Annotated in this window: 14 protein-coding genes; 6 read left to right on the top strand and 8 right to left on the bottom strand. The window is 67.3% G+C overall.

Features of this window, described 5'->3' with window-relative positions; all coding sequences use genetic code 11:
- Positions 1-55: 55 nt before the first annotated feature.
- Positions 56-1,861: a diguanylate cyclase domain-containing protein gene (locus ACUH78_RS14200; RefSeq protein WP_445333784.1), complete on the top strand. Its 1,806-nt coding sequence runs from the start codon at positions 56-58 to the stop codon at positions 1,859-1,861.
- An 84-nt stretch (positions 1,862-1,945) separates the two neighbouring features.
- Positions 1,946-2,839 carry a DNA ligase gene (locus ACUH78_RS14195; protein WP_445333783.1) on the top strand — a complete coding sequence of 298 codons (894 nt, stop codon included), beginning with the start codon at positions 1,946-1,948 and terminating at the stop codon, positions 2,837-2,839.
- 91 nt (positions 2,840-2,930) lie between these two features.
- Here ACUH78_RS14195 and ACUH78_RS14190 read toward each other — a convergent pair whose 3' ends face one another.
- Positions 2,931-4,814 carry an ABC transporter transmembrane domain-containing protein gene (locus ACUH78_RS14190; RefSeq protein WP_445333782.1) on the bottom strand — a complete coding sequence of 628 codons (1,884 nt, stop codon included), beginning with the start codon at positions 4,812-4,814 and terminating at the stop codon, positions 2,931-2,933.
- A 94-nt stretch (positions 4,815-4,908) separates the two neighbouring features.
- On the opposite strand from ACUH78_RS14190, the gene ACUH78_RS14185 reads away from it, so the two are divergent.
- The 3 genes from ACUH78_RS14185 (at position 4,909) to ACUH78_RS14175 (ending at position 8,039) form a co-directional block, all read left to right on the top strand.
- Positions 4,909-5,640 (top strand): type 1 glutamine amidotransferase, encoded by a 732-nt coding sequence (locus tag ACUH78_RS14185; protein WP_445333781.1) that lies wholly within the window; start codon positions 4,909-4,911, stop codon positions 5,638-5,640.
- 88 nt (positions 5,641-5,728) lie between these two features.
- Positions 5,729-6,238 carry an LEA/WHy family protein gene (locus ACUH78_RS14180; RefSeq protein ID WP_435751481.1) on the top strand — a complete coding sequence of 170 codons (510 nt, stop codon included), beginning with the start codon at positions 5,729-5,731 and terminating at the stop codon, positions 6,236-6,238.
- A gap of 112 nt (positions 6,239-6,350) precedes the next feature.
- Positions 6,351-8,039, top strand: coding sequence for a flagellar assembly protein A (locus tag ACUH78_RS14175; protein ID WP_445333780.1), 1,689 nt, complete (start codon positions 6,351-6,353; stop codon positions 8,037-8,039).
- Positions 8,040-8,106: 67 nt separating this feature from the next.
- On the opposite strand, the gene tpx is transcribed toward ACUH78_RS14175, so the two are convergent.
- The 7 genes from tpx to def all read right to left on the bottom strand — a co-directional run bounded on the left by tpx (position 8,107) and on the right by def (position 15,378).
- A complete protein-coding gene (gene tpx / locus ACUH78_RS14170; RefSeq protein WP_435751483.1) occupies positions 8,107-8,607 on the bottom strand; it encodes a thiol peroxidase in 501 nt (166 codons plus the stop codon).
- 100 nt (positions 8,608-8,707) lie between these two features.
- A complete protein-coding gene (locus tag ACUH78_RS14165) occupies positions 8,708-10,756 on the bottom strand; it encodes a PhnE/PtxC family ABC transporter permease (protein WP_445333779.1) in 2,049 nt (682 codons plus the stop codon).
- Positions 10,757-10,856: 100 nt separating this feature from the next.
- Positions 10,857-11,717 (bottom strand): phosphonate ABC transporter ATP-binding protein, encoded by an 861-nt coding sequence (locus tag ACUH78_RS14160; RefSeq protein WP_445333778.1) that lies wholly within the window; start codon positions 11,715-11,717, stop codon positions 10,857-10,859.
- A gap of 97 nt (positions 11,718-11,814) precedes the next feature.
- The gene (gene phnD, locus ACUH78_RS14155) at positions 11,815-12,741 is read right to left on the bottom strand and encodes a phosphate/phosphite/phosphonate ABC transporter substrate-binding protein (RefSeq protein WP_445333777.1); all 927 of its coding nucleotides are present in this window, start codon (positions 12,739-12,741) and stop codon (positions 11,815-11,817) included.
- A 237-nt stretch (positions 12,742-12,978) separates the two neighbouring features.
- Complete coding sequence (htpX, locus tag ACUH78_RS14150; RefSeq protein WP_418365261.1) at positions 12,979-13,821, bottom strand: zinc metalloprotease HtpX; 843 nt, start codon at positions 13,819-13,821, stop codon at positions 12,979-12,981.
- An 88-nt stretch (positions 13,822-13,909) separates the two neighbouring features.
- Complete coding sequence (fmt, locus tag ACUH78_RS14145; protein ID WP_418365262.1) at positions 13,910-14,875, bottom strand: methionyl-tRNA formyltransferase; 966 nt, start codon at positions 14,873-14,875, stop codon at positions 13,910-13,912.
- Positions 14,875-15,378: a peptide deformylase gene (gene def / locus ACUH78_RS14140; protein ID WP_435751488.1), complete on the bottom strand. Its 504-nt coding sequence runs from the start codon at positions 15,376-15,378 to the stop codon at positions 14,875-14,877. The genes fmt and def overlap by 1 nt, the downstream gene beginning before the upstream one ends.
- Before the next feature lie 181 nt (positions 15,379-15,559).
- Here def and ACUH78_RS14135 point away from each other — a divergent pair, with 181 nt between their 5' ends.
- Positions 15,560-16,591 carry a LysM peptidoglycan-binding domain-containing protein gene (locus ACUH78_RS14135; RefSeq protein WP_418365264.1) on the top strand — a complete coding sequence of 344 codons (1,032 nt, stop codon included), beginning with the start codon at positions 15,560-15,562 and terminating at the stop codon, positions 16,589-16,591.
- The last annotated feature ends 7 nt before the right edge of the window (positions 16,592-16,598 follow it).

Genomic DNA, 16,598 nt, shown 5'->3' with positions numbered 1-16,598 from the left:
GACAAGCAACCGTTCAGCCCCAAGCGCATGCGCACGGTATGGTGCTCGAAAACGCTTGTGCGCCCTGCTTCTTGGACTGATGTTTGCCGTCGCGTTCAAGCTGGCAATCGGCGCCGAGCCTGGCCCATCCGCCACCGCGGCGGGCGAGGGCGCAAACGTGCGCCTGTGCATCGATCCCGACTGGGCTCCCTATGAATGGCTGGACGAACAGGGCCGCCATCGCGGCATCGCCGCCGACCTGACCCGGCTGATCGCGGCACGTGCCGGCCTGCGCCTGAGCATCGTCCAAAGCACCAGTTGGGATGAGAGTCTGTCACTGGCCCGTACCGGCAAGTGCGACGCCCTTTCCTTCCTCAACGAGACGCCGGAGCGAGCGGGCTGGCTCAGTTTCACCCGCCCATACTTCTTCGACCGCAACGTCATCATCACCCGCGCCGAACACCCGGACATCGCCAGCCTGGCGGACCTGCCCGCCGGGACGATGATCGCGCTACCTACGGCGACCTCGATCATCGAGCAGGTCGGACGTGACTTCCCCGGGTTGCGTATCCTGCCGGTCGCCTCGGAGGCGGAAGCCCTCGGCATGGTCGAGCAGCGCGAAGCTGAACTCACCCTGCGTGCCCTCACCATCGTCGCACACACGATCAAGACCGAAGGTTGGTTCAACCTCAGGATCGCCGGCGAGGTACCCGCGTACGGCAACCGCATGCGCATCGGCATCGTCGGCAAGCGCCCGGAGCTGCTTGCCGCGCTCGACGCCGCAATCGCATCCCTGACGCCAGAGGAGGTCGACGAGATCGTCAACCGGCACGTCGCGATCGATGTTGCATCCGGGGTTGACCGCCTCCTCCTCCTCCGGATCAGCGCAGGCCTCTTCCTCTTGCTGCTGTTGGCCTATCTTTGGATCCGGCACCTGCGTGGGGTGAACCAGCGCCTGGCCGCACTCGGCAAACAGTTGGGCGAGGATATTGCAGCGCGCCAGCGCGCAGAGCAGGCGCTCAAGGAGAGTGAGGAGCGCTACCGCTCGCTGGTGGAAATGGCGCACGAGAGCATCATCGTGGTGCAGGACGAGCGGGTGGTGTATTGCAATCCGGCCTTCCACGAACCCGTCGGCTACAACATGCGCGAACTGGCGCGGATCGACGCCATAGAAGGATTGATCCACCCAGACGACCAGCAGCGTGCGCGCGAGAACCACACCAGGCGTATCACCGGAGAGGAAGCTGAGCAGCGCTATCCGCTGCGGCTCGTACACAAATCGGGCCGCCTGCTGTGGGCAGAAACCAGCGGCGTGTCGATCCGCTGGAACGAGCGGCCCGCAACCCTGAACATCGTCAACGACATCACGGCGCGAATCGAAGCAGAGGAGAAGATCAAGCACCTCGCGCAGCACGACACGCTCACCGGTCTACCCAACCGCGCACTGCTGTTCGAGCGCCTCGAACGTGCGCTTGCCGCCGCCCAGCGCAACCATCATCTGCTGGCGGTCCTGTTCATCGATCTGGATGGCTTCAAACCGGTCAACGACCGGTACGGCCACGACATCGGCGACGCCCTTCTGCAAGCAGTCGCCCAGCGTCTGCAGGGCCTGGTGCGCGAGTCCGACACCGCAGCTCGGATCGGCGGCGACGAGTTCGTCGTACTGCTGCCGATGATCGCAGCCGACGAGGACGCCGACAACGTCGCCGGCAAGCTGCACACCGCCCTCGCCAGCCCCTTCGACATCCACGGTCAGCGCATCATCATCTCGGGCAGCATCGGTGTCGCGCTGTATCCGCGCGATGGCGACAGCGCCCCAGCGTTGATGCAACGTGCGGACTGCGCGATGTACCGGGAAAAGCAGATCGCGCACGCACGCTGATCCAGCACTCGCACCGCAGAGGCCGCGCTGGCAGCATCGCCCACCGTCTCCTACAATGCTTTCGTCATTTACAGAGACTCTGTCATGTGCGCTTCCATCGCCACGTTCCGAGCACGCATCGGTCCCGGCCTCTGCGCCCTGGCCATCGCCACCTGCCTGCTGCCGACCGCCGGTTTCGCCCAGGCCACAGACGCCGTGCAGGCCAGCGCACCGCCGGCAATGCTCGCGCTGCATGACGACGGAAAGCTCGACCCCGCCGGTTACTGGATCAGCGAGAAGCTCGACGGCGTGCGCGCATTGTGGGACGGACAACGGCTACGCTTTCGCAGCGGGCGCGATATCGTCACCCCCGCGTGGTTCATCGCCGCGCTGCCCGCAACGCCGCTGGACGGCGAACTCTGGATCGACCGCCGAAATTTCGACGCACTCTCAGGCCTGATCCGCCGCGAGGATCCGCATGACCCCGCTTGGCGCCACGTGCGCTACATGCTCTTCGACCAGCCCGGCGGCGCGGGCGATTTCAGCACCCGGCTACAGGCGCTGCGGCAGATCGTCGCCAGCACCGCGTGCCCCTGGCTGCAACTGGTGCCGCAGCAGCGCATAGCCAACCGCGCTGCCTTGCAGCGCATGCTCGAGGAGACCTTGGCCGGTGGCGGCGAAGGGCTGATGCTCCACCGTGCCGACGCGCAGTGGGAGCCCGGTCGCAGCGCCGCTTTACGCAAGCTCACGCCCTGGCTTGACGCCGAGGCACGCGTCATCGGCTACGTCCCCGGCAAGGGCCGACTCCAGGGCAAGGTCGGCGCACTGCTCGTCGAGACCGATGACGGCCGCCGCTTTCGTATCGGCAGCGGCCTCACCGACGCCCTGCGCGCCGCACCGCCGCCGCTCGGTGCGCTCGTCACCTATCGCTACCGCGAACTCACCCCGAGCGGTCAGCCGCGCTTCCCACGCTTTCTTCGAGAGCGGGTACTCCCCTGAGAGCGGATCATCGGCGGCGCCAATACGGGTCACGACCCCGCATTCGATGAAACATCTGTGCACGTGGCGCCCCCGCGACCCGCTGGTCCGCTCACCCCTCCAGCTGCAGCGCCGCCAGCCGTGCGTACAGCCCGCCCTGGCGGCGCAGGTCGGCCGGGGTGCCGGTCTCGACGATACGGCCGGCGTCCATCACCACGATGCGGTCCACTTTCTGCACCGTCGCCAGGCGGTGCGCGATGATCAGTGTGGTGCGCCCCTGCATCGCGGCGGCCAGGCCTTGCTGCACCAGGATCTCCGATTCGGCGTCGAGTGCGCTGGTGGCCTCGTCGAGCAGCAGGATGGGCGCACCCTTGAGGATTGCGCGGGCAATCGCGATGCGTTGGCGCTGGCCGCCCGAGAGCCGGGTGCCACGCTCGCCGAGGAAGGTCGCATAGCCCTCGGGCAGGCGGGAGATGAACTCATCGGCCACAGCGGCGCGGGCGGCAGCGATCACATCGTCGTCACGGGCGTCGGGGCGGCCGTAACGGATATTGTCCAGCGCGCTCGCGGAGAAGATCACCGGGTCCTGCGGGACGATGGCGATACGCGCGCGCAGGGCGCGCAAGGGCAACGTGCGGAGGTCGCGGCCGCCGATGCATACCCGGCCGTCGGACACCTCGTAGTAGCGCATCAGCAGCTGGAACAGGCTGGTCTTGCCCGCACCGGACGGGCCGACCAGCGCGACCTTCTCGCCTGCAGCGATCTGCAGCGAGACGTCGTCGAGCGCCGCCACAGCCGGGCGCGCGGGGTAGCGGAAAACGACGTGCTCGAGCTCGATTCGAGCCTCCGCAACCGAATCCGCCTGCGCAACGGTCGATGCGCCCGGAGACCTATCCCGTGGCAGCGGGCAATCCCGCCCCCACGGCGCCGGTGCAGCCATCTCCGCATCGCGGATCGCCGGCTCGGCGTGCAGCAGCTCCAGCAGGCGTCCGGTGGCACCGCTCGCACGCATCACGTCACCCCATACCTCGGCCAGCGTGCCGGCGCCGCCCGCCACCAGCGCAGCGTAGATCACGAAGGCGCCAAGCTCGCCCACCGACAGTGCGCCCGCCTGCACCTGGCGCGCGCCGATCCACAGCACGAAGATGATCGTGCCCATCACCGCGGCGATGATCAGCCCGGTGAGCACCGCGCGCACCCGCGTGCGCCGCACCGCGGTGGCGAAGCTGGTCTCGGCGCGCGCAGCGAAGCGCGCGGCCTCGTTGTCCTCCTGCGTGAAGGCCTGCACCGTGGGCATGGCGTTGAGGATCTCGCCGGCAAGCGCCGACGCATCGGCAATGCGATCCTGCGCCTCGCGCGACAGGCTGCGCACGCGGCGACCGATGAGGGTGATCGGCAGCGCAATCAGGGCCATCAGCCCGAAGATGAGGCCGAAGAGCTGCACGCTGGTGACCGCCAGCATCACCATGCCGCCGGCGAACTGGAACAGGCTGCGCAGGCCCATCGAGATCGAACTCCCCACCACGGTCTGCACCAGCGTCGTATCACCCGTGAGCCGGGACAGCACCTCACCGGTCTGCAGGGTCTCAAAGAACTGCGGTGACTGGCGCAGCACACGCGCGTACACCGCGCTGCGCAGATCGGTGGTGACCCGCTCGCCGATCCACGACACGGTGTAATAGCGCGCCGCCACGGCCGCCGCCCAGAACACCGCGAGGCCGAAGAGCGCAACGAAGCGCCCGTCCAGATCTTGCGCGCCGAACAGCCCTCCGCGCGCCGCTGCCCCGGTGCTGGCTACGCCAGCCGCAGACACGCCGCCGAAGCCCGCATCGATCAGGTCACGAAACGCCAGCGGCACAACCAGAATCGCTGCCGATCCCAGGCACAGCAACAGGAAGGCGAGAGCCACCCGCCCACGGTAGGGGCGCAGGAAGGGGAGCAGGCCGCGCAGGGTGGAGAACGCTCGGCGCGGAACGGGGGCATCGGTGTCGGACATACAGAATTATTGCCGCTTCGCCCGTTCGCCGACAGTCCGCCTGCACTGGGCTATGCTTCGGTCAGTGCCCACCCACCGCCACCGATCCGCCCTCATGAAAGCGCACATCCTGCAGCACGTTCCCTTCGAAGGCCCCGCTTACATCGGCCAATGGCTGGCACAACGGGGGGCCGACATCCGCTACACCCGCTTCTGGGCCTCCCCCGCGCTGCCCGACCCGGCTGAGGTCGGACTGCTGGTGGTGATGGGCGGACCGATGAGCGTCAACGACGAAGCGGAATTCCCCTGGCTGGCCGAAGAGAAGCGCTTCATCGCCGAAGTAATCGCCCTCAATCGCCCGGTGCTGGGCATCTGCCTCGGGGCGCAACTCATCGCCAGCGCCCACGGTGCACGCGTGTATCGCAATGCCGAGAAGGAAATCGGCTGGTTCGAGGTTGCGGCCGCCACGTCCGCAGGCAGCACGGATCACACGGACACGCCGGTACCGCGCTTCGAATTCCCGGCGCGCACCGCCGTGCTGCACTGGCACGGCGAGACCTTTGACCTGCCGCCTGGCGCTCGACTGCTCGCCAGCAGCGCCGCCTGCAGACACCAGGCCTTCCAGCTCGGCGAACGCACGGTAGGCCTGCAATTCCACCTCGAGATGACGCCCGAAAGCCTGCACGCGATCGTCCACCACTGCCGCGACGAGCTCGTGCCGGCGCGCTGGATTCAGGACGAGGCTACGATCCTGGACGGGGCACCGGATCACTTCGCCATGACCCACGCCTTGATGGATCGCCTGCTCGACTGGCTCACACGCACGCCACACACAGCACACGCATGACTTCAGAGCATGCAGAACGGATCGACAGAATGGTGCAACCCTGTCCCGCAGATCCAAGCTCACACACCGCATTTCCGGGAGATCCGCCATGTCCTTCGCAAGCCCCGCAGCGCCTCCATCCTTCCTGCGCGCCCTGCTGCTCGCGCTCTGCACGCTGCTGCTGACCGGCCTCACCGGCTGCGCGAGCTTCACGCATCGGGAGCAGGTGCGCATCAACGTCGTCGGGCTGGAGCCAATTCCGGGCGAAGGCATGGAGATGCGCTTCAAGGTGAAGCTGCGTGTGCAGAACCCCAATGAGCGCGCGATCGATTTCGACGGCATCGCGCTCGACCTCGACCTCAACAATCGCCCCTTCGCCAGCGGCGTCAGCGACCGCAGCGGCAGCGTGCCGCGTTTCGGCGAGGCGCTGATCGAGATCCCGGTGTCGGTGTCGGCCATCGCAGTAGTGCGTCAGGCGCTGGGAGTGATCGAAGGCGAGGGCAAGGCCGAAGTACCCTACACCTTGCGCGGCCGGCTCGCCGGCGGGCTGATCGGCAGCATGCGTTTTTCGGATTCCGGCACCCTGAAGCTGCCCGACCCATTGAAGACGCCCCGCTGACCGGCGGCACGCCTTGCGGAACCCGCGATTGATCCAGCGCATGAACACCTCATCACGGGACATCTAGAATGCAGCGACACTTCCGCCCTCCACAGGGACACATACCGAACGCATGGACAACGACCGCCCCACCGGGCCTGCACTGACCCTGACGCTGGACGAGGCCACGCGCACGCTCAGCGCCAGCGTCGCGCCCGACGCCCGCTTCCCGCGTGTCGACGCGATGTGGCTGCGCAGCCGGCTCGAAGCCGCCGGCTACGGCAAGCTGCAGATCCGGCCCGAGCCGATCAAGCACCTGATCGCACGCTACAACGCGGGCGAGACCGTGCCGCCGATCGAGATCGCCCATTGTGTCGATGCCAGCCTCGAGCTCGTAGTCGCACTCGATGGGCTCACCGCGCGCCTGAACCTCGTTCCCCCCAAGGGTGGCAAGCCCGCCACTGAATCCGATCTGCGCGCGCTGCTCGCAAGCAAGGGTGTCTTCGAAGGCGTGCTGGACGAAGCGATCGCGGATACCATCGCCGCCGGCAAGGCCGAGGACCTGGTCATCGCCCGCGGACGGGAACCCGTTGCCGGTGAGGACGGGCAGCTCGAGAGCCTGTTACCTGAGACACGCGAACGCGTCCCGAGCGTGCACCCCAGCGGACGCACCGACTATCGCGACCTCGGCGAGGTGCTGGTGGTGCATGCCGGCGATGCACTGATGCGCCGCCACCCCCCCACGAATGGCACCGAAGGCCTGAGCGTCTGTGCTCGCCCGGTGCCCGCCAAGCCTGGTCGCAACGTGGTCTTCGCCGCCGGCCTGCGCGGCGTGGCGCCCGCAGCTGACGACCCCGACCTGCTCGTGGCAAGCACCGACGGCCAGCCACTGAAGGTGCGCGGCGGCATCATAGTCGAGCCGGTGTTTACCGTAGACGCGGTAAATATGGCCACCGGAAACATCGTCTTCGACGGCACTGTCCGCGTACGCAACGACGTACAGGCGGGCATGACGGTACGCGCGACCGGCGACATCGAGATCGGCGGCGCGGTCGAGAACGCAACCCTGGAGGCTGGCGGAAACATTGTCGTGCGAGGCGGGGTCGTCGGCAGCCTGGGCGCCAAGGGCGCAGCCAAGGACACCAACGCCCACGCAATCCGCTGCGAAGGCAGCTTCTCCGCCACCTATGCCCAGCAGGCGCGCATCTGCGCCGGCGACTCGATCTTCATCGATGATCTGGTCATGCAAAGCCAGCTTGAAGCCGCAAACCACGTCCGCGTCGGACATGAGCGCCGCGGTCACATCGTCGGCGGGCTGACACGTGCCGGTCTATCCGTGCATGCGCGCGTGATCGGCGCCCCGAACCGCATCCGCACCGAGATCGAAATCGGCAGCGATCCTGCCCTTGCCCGCGCCGTGCAGGACAAGGCCTCAGAGCGCGACCAAAGGGAGAACAAGCTGCTCGAGATCGGCAAGCTGCTCACCCTGGCCGATCGCAGCCCGGGGAAGATCGCAGCCGAGATCATCGCCCGCGCAGAGGAAACCGCCGCCACCCTGTCTACAGAGATTGAAACCCTGCGTGGCGAGGAAGAAGGCCTGCGCCACCACTTGATGCTGGTCCAGCAGGCACGCGTGAACGCAGAGAGTGCGATGTACGAGGGCTGCGTCATCGCCATGGGCGAAAACACGCTGCGCATCCCACACGACCGCGGACCGAGTACGGTTCGCCTTGCAGACCAGAAGCTCGGCGTGTTTCCGCTCGAGGACGACAGCCACCTTGGCGCACCGCAGCGGCCGGAATCCGCCGCACTTCAACGCTGAGCCCACACGTGCAACGGGCCCTGCGTGGGGCCCGTCCTATGCTGTGCGCTGGATGCTCCGGATGCGCTTACTTCAACGCCGCGAGCGCCGCCGCGTAGTCCGGCTCCTGCTTGATCTCGGGTACGCGCTGCGCGTAGACGACCTTGTCATTCGCATCCACGATCACGACCGCGCGCGCGGTCACGCCCGCGAGCGGACCGGTGGTGATCGCCACACCGTAGTCCTGGGCGAACTGGGGGTTGCGGAAGGTCGACAGCGTATGCACGTTCTGCAGGCCTTCAGTCTCGCAGAAACGCTTGGCGGCGAAAGGCAGATCGGCCGAGATGACCAGCACCACGGTGTCGGCGAGACCGGCAGCGGCCTCATTGAACTTGCGCGCCGAAGCCGCACACACCGGGGTATCCAGGCTGGGCACGATGTTCAGCACCTTGCGCTTGCCGGCGAAAGCGCCAAGGCCGACGTCCGCCAGGTCAGCGCCGGTGAGGCTGAAGGCGGGCGCAGCATCGCCGGCCTGCGGGAAACGGCCCGCCACTTCGATCGGGTTGCCGCCGAGGGTTACTTTGCTCATGTTTCTGCTCCTGTGGGTGAGGTGGTTACCGGCTTGTTCGTCGGGCGCCGGCTGATCCGCCTATTAGCCTACACCAAGCCCTTGCCTGCTGCCCGACCGTTCAGCGCCCAACCCGGGACAGCTTGAGCAGACGCGAACCGCGGTCGATCATGACCGTCAGCAGCACCATCACCAGCAGGTAGGTGCCGGCACGCTCGAAGCGGAACCACTCGAAGTTGAAGCTGAACTGGAAGCCCAGGCCACCAACGCCAACCAGTCCGAGCACCACCGCTGCGCGCACGTTGCTCTCGAACTGGAAGAAGCTGTAGGTCATCCAGTCGCGCCACACGCGCGGCACTGCCACCAGACCATAGGTCGCCAGGCGCGAGGCGCCGCACGTGGGCTCGAAGCGGCGCAACGGCTGGTTGTCCACCGCTTCGCCGAAGACCCGGGTGAGCACACCCAGCGTGTGCAGCGCAATCGCCAGCGTGCCCGCTACCAGGCCCGGACCGAAGAAGGCGATGCACAGGAAGGCCCACATCACCTCGGGCACACCGCGTGCGATCACCGCGGCTGCGCGCGCGGCCGCGAGCTGCAAGGCGCGCAGCACGCGCAGCCAGGGCGCCGGCGTCTCGCCACTGAAGCGCGCGGCATGTAGCTGGAAACTGGCCGAGTGCGGGTAGGTCAGCAGGATCGCAGCCGCCACGCCGAGCATCGTACCAACCACCGCGATGGCGAGCGGGATCGCCGCTGACTCAAACACCCGCCACACGAACCACTTCTGCAGTGCCTGCTGCCAGGCGAGCCAAGCCGATGGCCGCCAGAAATCGAGCACGCCATGGGTGGCGAAGAGTTCGACCGCCTTGCCCTCGCCGGCCCGCGCGCTGACTCTGGCCGGGTCACCAAAGCCGATCGCGGCGAGGTCGAGTTCGGGCCGCAGCAAGCGTTCGAAGAAGCGCAGTTTGCCCCAGGCCTCGCCGCTCAGCAGCTCCATGGCGGGCGCAAGATGGTTTCGCGCCGCCCCATCCTCTCCCCCCCGGTTGCCCCAGCCCATGAACCAGAGCGACCACAGCAACGCCAGCACAACCAGTGCGCTAGCCAGCCAGGGACCCGGCGGCGGACGGGCGCCCCCCCGCGTGACAGGCGAAGACATGGACCCGCTTGCAACCCGGCCCGGGTGTAGCGCATCCACGCACACCGGCGACTGCGGTCCATCGCCCAGCCCATCGCCACGACCGGCCACCACGCAAGAGGCCCCGCCGCCCTGGCGGGACGAGTCACCGCGCAACTGGCGACGGAGGGTGTTGCTGGCGAGGTCCGCCGCCAGCGTCAGCAACAGGGTGAACAGGATCAGCGTGCTCACCTTATCCCAGGCACCGAAGCGCACCTGGTACCAGATCTCCGAGCCCAACCCGCCGCCGCCCACCGCACCGATCACCGCGGCGTTGCGGATCGCGCATTCGGCGCGCATCAGCGTGAAGGACAGCACATTGCGCGACGCGAGCGGGCGGATGCCGTACAGAAAGGTCGCCAGCCGCCCACCGCCGAGGCTGCGCACCTGGGCATAGCGTGCCGGGTCTACGCTGTCCCACAGCTCGCTATACACCTTGGCGAGGATGCCGGTGATGTTGAGCGCCAGCGCGAGGGCACCGGTCAGCGGGCCAAGACCGATCAGCGCCACCAGGATGATCGCCCACACGAAATCCGGCACGGCACGCAGGATATCCTGCGCCAGCCGGCAGGCGGCGCACAGCAGCGCGGCCGGAGAGCGCAGCGGCAGGCTCCGCCAGAGGCGCGTGAGCAGGCCGCCACCGGCTACGGCACGCTCCTCGCCGACGCACACGGCACGGCTCGCCCCCATCGCCAGCGGCCAGGCCAGCATCACCGCCAGCGCCGTGCCGAGAATGGCTGCAGACAGGGTCTGCAGGGTCAGATCCATGGCATTGCGCACGAAGTCCGGCGACAGGTCGGGGCGGGCGAAGGCTGCCAGCCAGGCGCCGATGCGCGCCGCAGCCTGTGCGCGGCGTTCGGCGTCCGTAAGCGCGCTCCAATCCCAGTCCGCTGCAGAGAAGGCCAACAGCATTGCCAGCAGCACGGCGAGCAGGGCAACGAAATGGCCCAGCGGACGGCGCGCATGGCGCGCTGCCGAAGCCAGCGCGAGCGTGCTCATCCCACCCCTCCGACAGCGTCGGTCAAGGGAGCGTCCGGAGCCGAGCCTCTCGCGGCCACGCTGGCGTACGCTGCGCGATGCCCTGAGGTCGTCCATCCGCTCACGCCGGTACCTCGATCTCGTCCAGGTGCAAGGCGCGATACTCGGCACCGTAGAGATCACGCAACATTCCCTGCGTGATCTGCGCCGGCTCACCCTGCCAGAACAGGCGACCGCCACGTAAGGCGATAACGCGGTCGAAATGGCCTTGGAGCAGATCCAGCGTGTGCAGATTGACCACCAGCGTGACCCCGTCGCGCCGTGCCAACTCACCCAGCAGACCGATGATCTCGCGGCCGAGGCGCAGATCGAGTGCGCTCACCGGCTCATCGGCCAGCACCAGCCTCGGTTGCTGAACGATCAGGCGGGCAACTGCGACACGCTGCTGCTGGCCGCCCGACAGCTCGTCAGGCAGCGCCCACAGCTTGTCGGCAAGTTCGACGCGAACCAGCGCCGCGCGCGCGCGCTCGATCTGCTGCGGCCACAACAGCGACAGCAGCGCGCGTGCGATCGACCAGTGGCCGAGGCGGCCCATGAGCACGTTGTGCACCACACGCAACTGCGGAATCAGGTTGTCCTGCTGATGCAGGAAACCCACCGCCCGTCGCAGCCGCGCCAGCCGGCGCCCGCGCAGATGACGCGTATCCTCACCCAGCGTGAGCACATGCCCGGCCGCAGGCTTGACCAGCCCCGATACGAGCCGAAACAGCGTGGTCTTGCCCGCCCCGGAAGGGCCGATGACGGCGACACGCTCACCGGGCGCAATGTCCAGGCTGATGTCATCGAGCACGCGCTGGCCGCCATAGGCGACCGCCGCCGCCACGAGGCGCACCGGCGGCAGCGTACACGCCGGAACGTCGGGAGAGTCGATGTTCATGATGAGATCGATGAAGGGCATGCGACGCACGCGGCGCGCACCCATGCTGTCTGATGAACCGGACGGTGGGCGCGAGGCTTGCCCGCACCTGCGGACAAGCGCTCCACAGCCGCCCGCCCTCGGGGAACGGCCCGCGCGGCGCTCAGCCGCCGATGTCGAGCCCAGACTCGAGCAGGTCGACGTAATGCTGCCACTCGCCCACTTCGGCTTCGACGAAGCTGCCGGCCTTGAGGTACTTCAGCACCTGTGCCCCCTCGGGCGTGCTGCCGTCGATCGACAGCAGCGCGCTGCGCAAGGCCGTCAGCAGTTCGGGGCCGAGGTCGGCACGGGCGGCAAGGGCGTAATCGATGTAGGTCGGGGTCTTGTAGACGATCGGCGCACGAGCCTTGAGCGCCTCGTCGGCCTTGTCCCAGGACGCGTAGTTCAGGGCGCCGAGCTGATGCGTGCCGTCGGCCACCATGCGCAGGGTCACGTCGTGACTACCCGAATAGGCCACGGTGCGGAACACCTTCTCCGGCGTGCTCGCGGTCTGGTCCATGAAGAACTTGCGCGGCATCACGTGCCCGGAGGTGCTGCTCTTGCTGCCGAAGGTGAAGCTCCAGCCCTTGCCCTGGGCCGCTTTGGCGAGTGCGGCGAGATCGTTCACCGGCGTCAGGCCGGTCGACGGGTTGGCGATGAAATAGCTGACGAAGCGCTTGTCGATGTCGCGGCAGCCCAGCACGGTGAGCGCTTCGCCCATCTGCATGCGCGCCTGCGCCGTGGTCACGGCACCGAGCCAGGCAATGTGGGCACGGCCGGTCGCAAGCGCGGTGACGCTGGCGGCGTAGTTCTCGACGTGCATGTACTCGACCGGAATGCCTGTTGCCTGGCCGAGCAGGCGCGCCAATGCGCCGAAATGCTCGCGCATGCGATCGGCGTCGCCGTCGTCCGGAATCGCGGTAATGACCAGTCGGGCCGGCCGCTGTGCGGCAAACGCCGCGCCAGAACTTGAACCCAGGACGCCAGCGAGCGCGAGCGCGGCCGAAGACAGCAGAAAGCCTCTGCGTCCTGCAGAATGGATGTCGTGCATGAACTACTCCCGATTTTCGGCAGCCGGCGCGCGAACGCACGGCAAGCCAGCCGTCCCGGTGCAGGTGCGCCGGGACTTAATCCGCCCGGTGCAATGCCGGGCAACGAGGCGCGGAGAGAACGCTCCGCGGCGGGCGGGCCGAACGAAGATCGGCCACGATTGCCCGCCAAGGGGCGAATGCTACCGCGTTCGGGAGCAGCTTGCAGCGGGCGGGCGCTCCCGCCGGCTTCGCTAGCCTCAGCGCACCATTGCGCGCAGACGGGCGATGCGGTCCTGGGTGGACGGGTGAGTGGAGAACAGGCCGCGCAACCCCCCGCCGGAGAGCGGGTTCATGATCATCATCTGTGCCGTCTCGGGATGCTGTTCGGCGGTGTGCATCGGGATGCCACGCGCGTAGGCATCGATCTTGGCGAGCGCGCTGGCGAGCGACTCGGGGTCGCCGGAGATCTCCGCGCCACCACGGTCCGCACCAAACTCGCGCGTGCGGCTGATCGCCATCTGGATGACCATGCCGGCCAGGGGCGCGAGGATCATCATCACGATGCTCACGATGGGGTTGGGACGGTTCTCGCCGTCACGCCCGCCGAAGAACATGCCGAAGTTGGCAAGCATCGAGATTGCGCCGGCGACCGTCGCCGAGATGGTCGAGATCAGGATGTCACGGTTCTTCACGTGCGCCAGTTCGTGCGCCATCACACCGCGCAGCTCACGCTCGGAGAGCATGCGGATGATGCCGCTGGTGGCCGCAACTGCGGCGTTCTCAGGGTTGCGGCCGGTGGCGAAGGCGTTGGGCTGGGCCTCGTCGATGATGTACACCTTGGGCATGGGCAACTCGGCGCGGCGCGCGAGTTCGGCGACCATGTTGTACAGGTAGGGCGAAGAGGCGGCATCGACCTCACGCGCCTTGTACATCTTCAGCACCATCTTGTCCGAGAACCAGTAGGCCCAGACGTTCATCGCGCCGCCCATCACGAGCGCGATCAGCATGCCCTGCTGGCCGCCGATGGCCGCGCCCATCGCGCCGAACAGGGCGACGATGCCGGCCATCAGGATGGAGGTCTTGATCCAGTTTCCGAACATTGCGGGATCCTTCCTGCAAGATTGATTCGTCAGTGTAGCTTGGGGCGCCCGGGGCCGCCTTCAAGGCCGCTTCGGACGCCGCCAGCGCTCATGCTGCAGATGCGAAGCGCTCGCCGACAGAGACCGGGAATCCACGCAGGAATTCCCCTGCGGGCAGGCGCTTGCTGCCCGGGCGCTGTAACACCGTGCAACGCAAAGCGTCACGGCCACAGGCGATGGTAATCCCGCCGTCGTCGGCCGCGAGCACTGTGCCAGGCGCGCCGTCGCCGGGCACGACCTCTCCGGCCCAGCACTTCACCAAGGTGTCGCGCAGGCAGGAGGCCGCCCCGGGAAAGGGATCGAAAGCGCGCAGCATGCGCTCGATGTAGTTCGCCGGGCGTGTCCAGTCGATCACGGCCTCGGCGCGGGCGATCTTGGCGGCGTAGGTCACCCCCTCGGCCGGCTGCGGCGTTGCGATCAGCCCACCGCGCGGCAGGGCTGCCAGCGTCTCGACGATGCACTCGCCCCCCAGCGCTGCAAGGCGATCATGCAGGCTGGCCGTGGTGTCGGTCGGCAGGATGGCGGTAGCGCGCCTGAGCAGCATGGCGCCGGTGTCCAGTCCCTCGTCCATCTGCATGATGGTGATACCGGTCTCGGCGTCACCCGCCTCGATCGCGCGGTGAATCGGGGCTGCACCCCGCCAGCGCGGCAGCAGCGAGGCGTGGATGTTCAGACAGCCCAGGCGCGGCAAATCCAGCACCTCCTTGGGCAGGATCAGACCGTAGGCAGCGACCACCAGCACGTCGGGCGCACACGCGGCGAGGCGTGCGCGCTGCTCCTCGGTGCGCAGCTTCTCGGGCTGATCGACCTCGATGCCGCGTGCGAGTGCCAGCGTCTTCACCGCGCTGGGCGTCAGTTTCATGCCGCGCCCGGCGGGGCGGTCGGGCTGGGTCAGCACCAGCGACACCTCATGCCCTGCGGCGAGGATGGCCTCGAGCGCGGTCGCGGCGAATTCGGGCGTTCCTGCGAAAGCGACACGCAAGCCGCTGCGAGCCGTGGATGAAGGCGCGGCCATCACGCGGTGATGCGCGCTTTCTTGGCCAGCTTGGCCTTGATGCGGCCGAGCTTGAGTTGCGAGAGATACTCGACGAAGACCTTGCCATCGAGATGGTCGATCTCATGCTGCACACACACCGCGAGCAGTCCATCGGCCTCGAACTCGAAAGATTCGCCTTTTTCGTTCAGGGCGCGAACTTTCACACGTTCGGCACGCGTCACCTTCTCGTAGATTCCGGGTACGGACAGGCAACCTTCCTCATGCACCTGCTCGCCATCGCGCTCGAGGATCTCGGGGTTGATGAGCGCCATGAGACCGGTCTGATCTTCGCTGACGTCGATGACGATGACGCGCTGATGAAAATCCACCTGGGTCGCGGCCAAACCGATCCCGGGTGCCTCGTACATGGTTTCGGCCATGTCCTTCACCAATTGGCGGATTTCGTCATTCACCTCCGCCACCGGTCGGGCAACCGTGTGCAGGCGAGGATCGGGGTAACGGAGAATGGGTAGGAGAGCCATGAATGCCTTGCTGGGATAAGTCTTTAAGTGCAGAATTTCGAGCGGTTTCGCATGCTCATGCATGCATTACGACGGGATACCGGAGCAGTTTGCGACAGCGCTCGTTACCGGTTTCGACCCTGATCAGTCCGCGGTGTTCCGGGATCCTCCCGGCCAGCTCCGCTCCGACCGGATGCGAACAATGATTCGAATTATATTCCCTCTGCTCGTTGGCTTCGCGACCCTCCTCGGCGCGACCGCTCATGCCCAGTCCGGCGTGCAACTTGCCGACAATGCGCCTGACAGCTACACGGTGGTTCGCGGCGACACGCTCTGGGACATCTCCGGGCGCTTCCTCCGGCAGCCTTGGCGCTGGCCTGAAGTCTGGCGCCTGAACCGCGACCAGATCCGCAACCCGCATCTCATCTACCCCGGCCAGGTCATCCTGCTCGACCGCAGCGGCCCGTGGCTGACGATCGGTCAGCGCGTCGGTGCGCAGGACGAGGGCATCCGCCCGAGGATCTACACCGAAGCGCTTGACGCCGCGGTGGCCAGCATTCCGCTGCAGGTCATCGAACCCTTCCTGAACCGACCGCTGGTCGTCGACCAGCCGCGCCTGGAAGGCTCCGCCACCATCATCGCCACCGAAACCAGCCGCGTGCTGACGGGCTCGGGCGATACGGTGTTCGCAAAGAACGTAGATCCCGATACCGAAGTGTGGCACATCTACCGCCCCGCACGCCCGCTCGAGGATCCGCTGACACACGAGACCATCGCCTGGGAGGCCGCCTATCTGGGCACTGCCCGCGTCACCGAGCGCGGCAACCCCACCACGCTCGAGATCACCTCCGCAGTCGAGGAAATCGGCGTTGGCGACCTGATGATGCCGAGCGAGACACCGAGCGTTTTCTCCTACGCTCCGCACGCCCCCGAGCAGGACGTTGAAGGCCGCGTCATCGCCATCCACCGCGGCGTCAGCGAAACGGGCCGTCTCCACGTGGTTGCGCTCAACGTCGGCGAACAGGATGGGGTCGAGCGCGGTCATGTGCTGACCCTGTATCGGAACCGTGGCGTCGCCGAGTACACCGGCGAGAACGGCAAGGAAACCTACCAGTTGCCGGAGAAGCGCTACGGCCTGGTGTTCGTCTTCCGCGTGTTCGATCGTGTCTCCTACGCGCTGGTGATGGAATCAGACGGCCAGGTGACGATTTCCGACGCAGTGCGCAAACCCTGAGTATCGC

Source organism: Thauera sp. ZXT1-4 (assembly GCF_052598215.2).
The sequence above is the reverse complement of the archived record's forward strand: the minus strand, read 5'-3'. Positions and strand labels throughout refer to the sequence as shown.

Excerpts from the sequence above, each read along its gene's own strand:
- ACUH78_RS14195 (WP_445333783.1), top strand. The coding sequence starts at position 1,946 with ATGTGCGCTTCCATCGCCACGTTCCGAGCACGCATCGGTCCCGGCCTC.
- ACUH78_RS14190 (WP_445333782.1), bottom strand. The coding sequence starts at position 4,814 with ATGTCCGACACCGATGCCCCCGTTCCGCGCCGAGCGTTCTCCACCCTG.
- ACUH78_RS14185 (WP_445333781.1), top strand. The coding sequence starts at position 4,909 with ATGAAAGCGCACATCCTGCAGCACGTTCCCTTCGAAGGCCCCGCTTAC.
- ACUH78_RS14180 (WP_435751481.1), top strand. The coding sequence starts at position 5,729 with ATGTCCTTCGCAAGCCCCGCAGCGCCTCCATCCTTCCTGCGCGCCCTG.
- ACUH78_RS14175 (WP_445333780.1), top strand. The coding sequence starts at position 6,351 with ATGGACAACGACCGCCCCACCGGGCCTGCACTGACCCTGACGCTGGAC.
- tpx (WP_435751483.1), bottom strand. The coding sequence starts at position 8,607 with ATGAGCAAAGTAACCCTCGGCGGCAACCCGATCGAAGTGGCGGGCCGT.
- ACUH78_RS14165 (WP_445333779.1), bottom strand. The coding sequence starts at position 10,756 with ATGAGCACGCTCGCGCTGGCTTCGGCAGCGCGCCATGCGCGCCGTCCG.
- ACUH78_RS14160 (WP_445333778.1), bottom strand. The coding sequence starts at position 11,717 with ATGGGTGCGCGCCGCGTGCGTCGCATGCCCTTCATCGATCTCATCATG.
- phnD (WP_445333777.1), bottom strand. The coding sequence starts at position 12,741 with ATGCACGACATCCATTCTGCAGGACGCAGAGGCTTTCTGCTGTCTTCG.
- htpX (WP_418365261.1), bottom strand. The coding sequence starts at position 13,821 with ATGTTCGGAAACTGGATCAAGACCTCCATCCTGATGGCCGGCATCGTC.
- fmt (WP_418365262.1), bottom strand. The coding sequence starts at position 14,875 with ATGGCCGCGCCTTCATCCACGGCTCGCAGCGGCTTGCGTGTCGCTTTC.
- def (WP_435751488.1), bottom strand. The coding sequence starts at position 15,378 with ATGGCTCTCCTACCCATTCTCCGTTACCCCGATCCTCGCCTGCACACG.
- ACUH78_RS14135 (WP_418365264.1), top strand. The coding sequence starts at position 15,560 with ATGATTCGAATTATATTCCCTCTGCTCGTTGGCTTCGCGACCCTCCTC.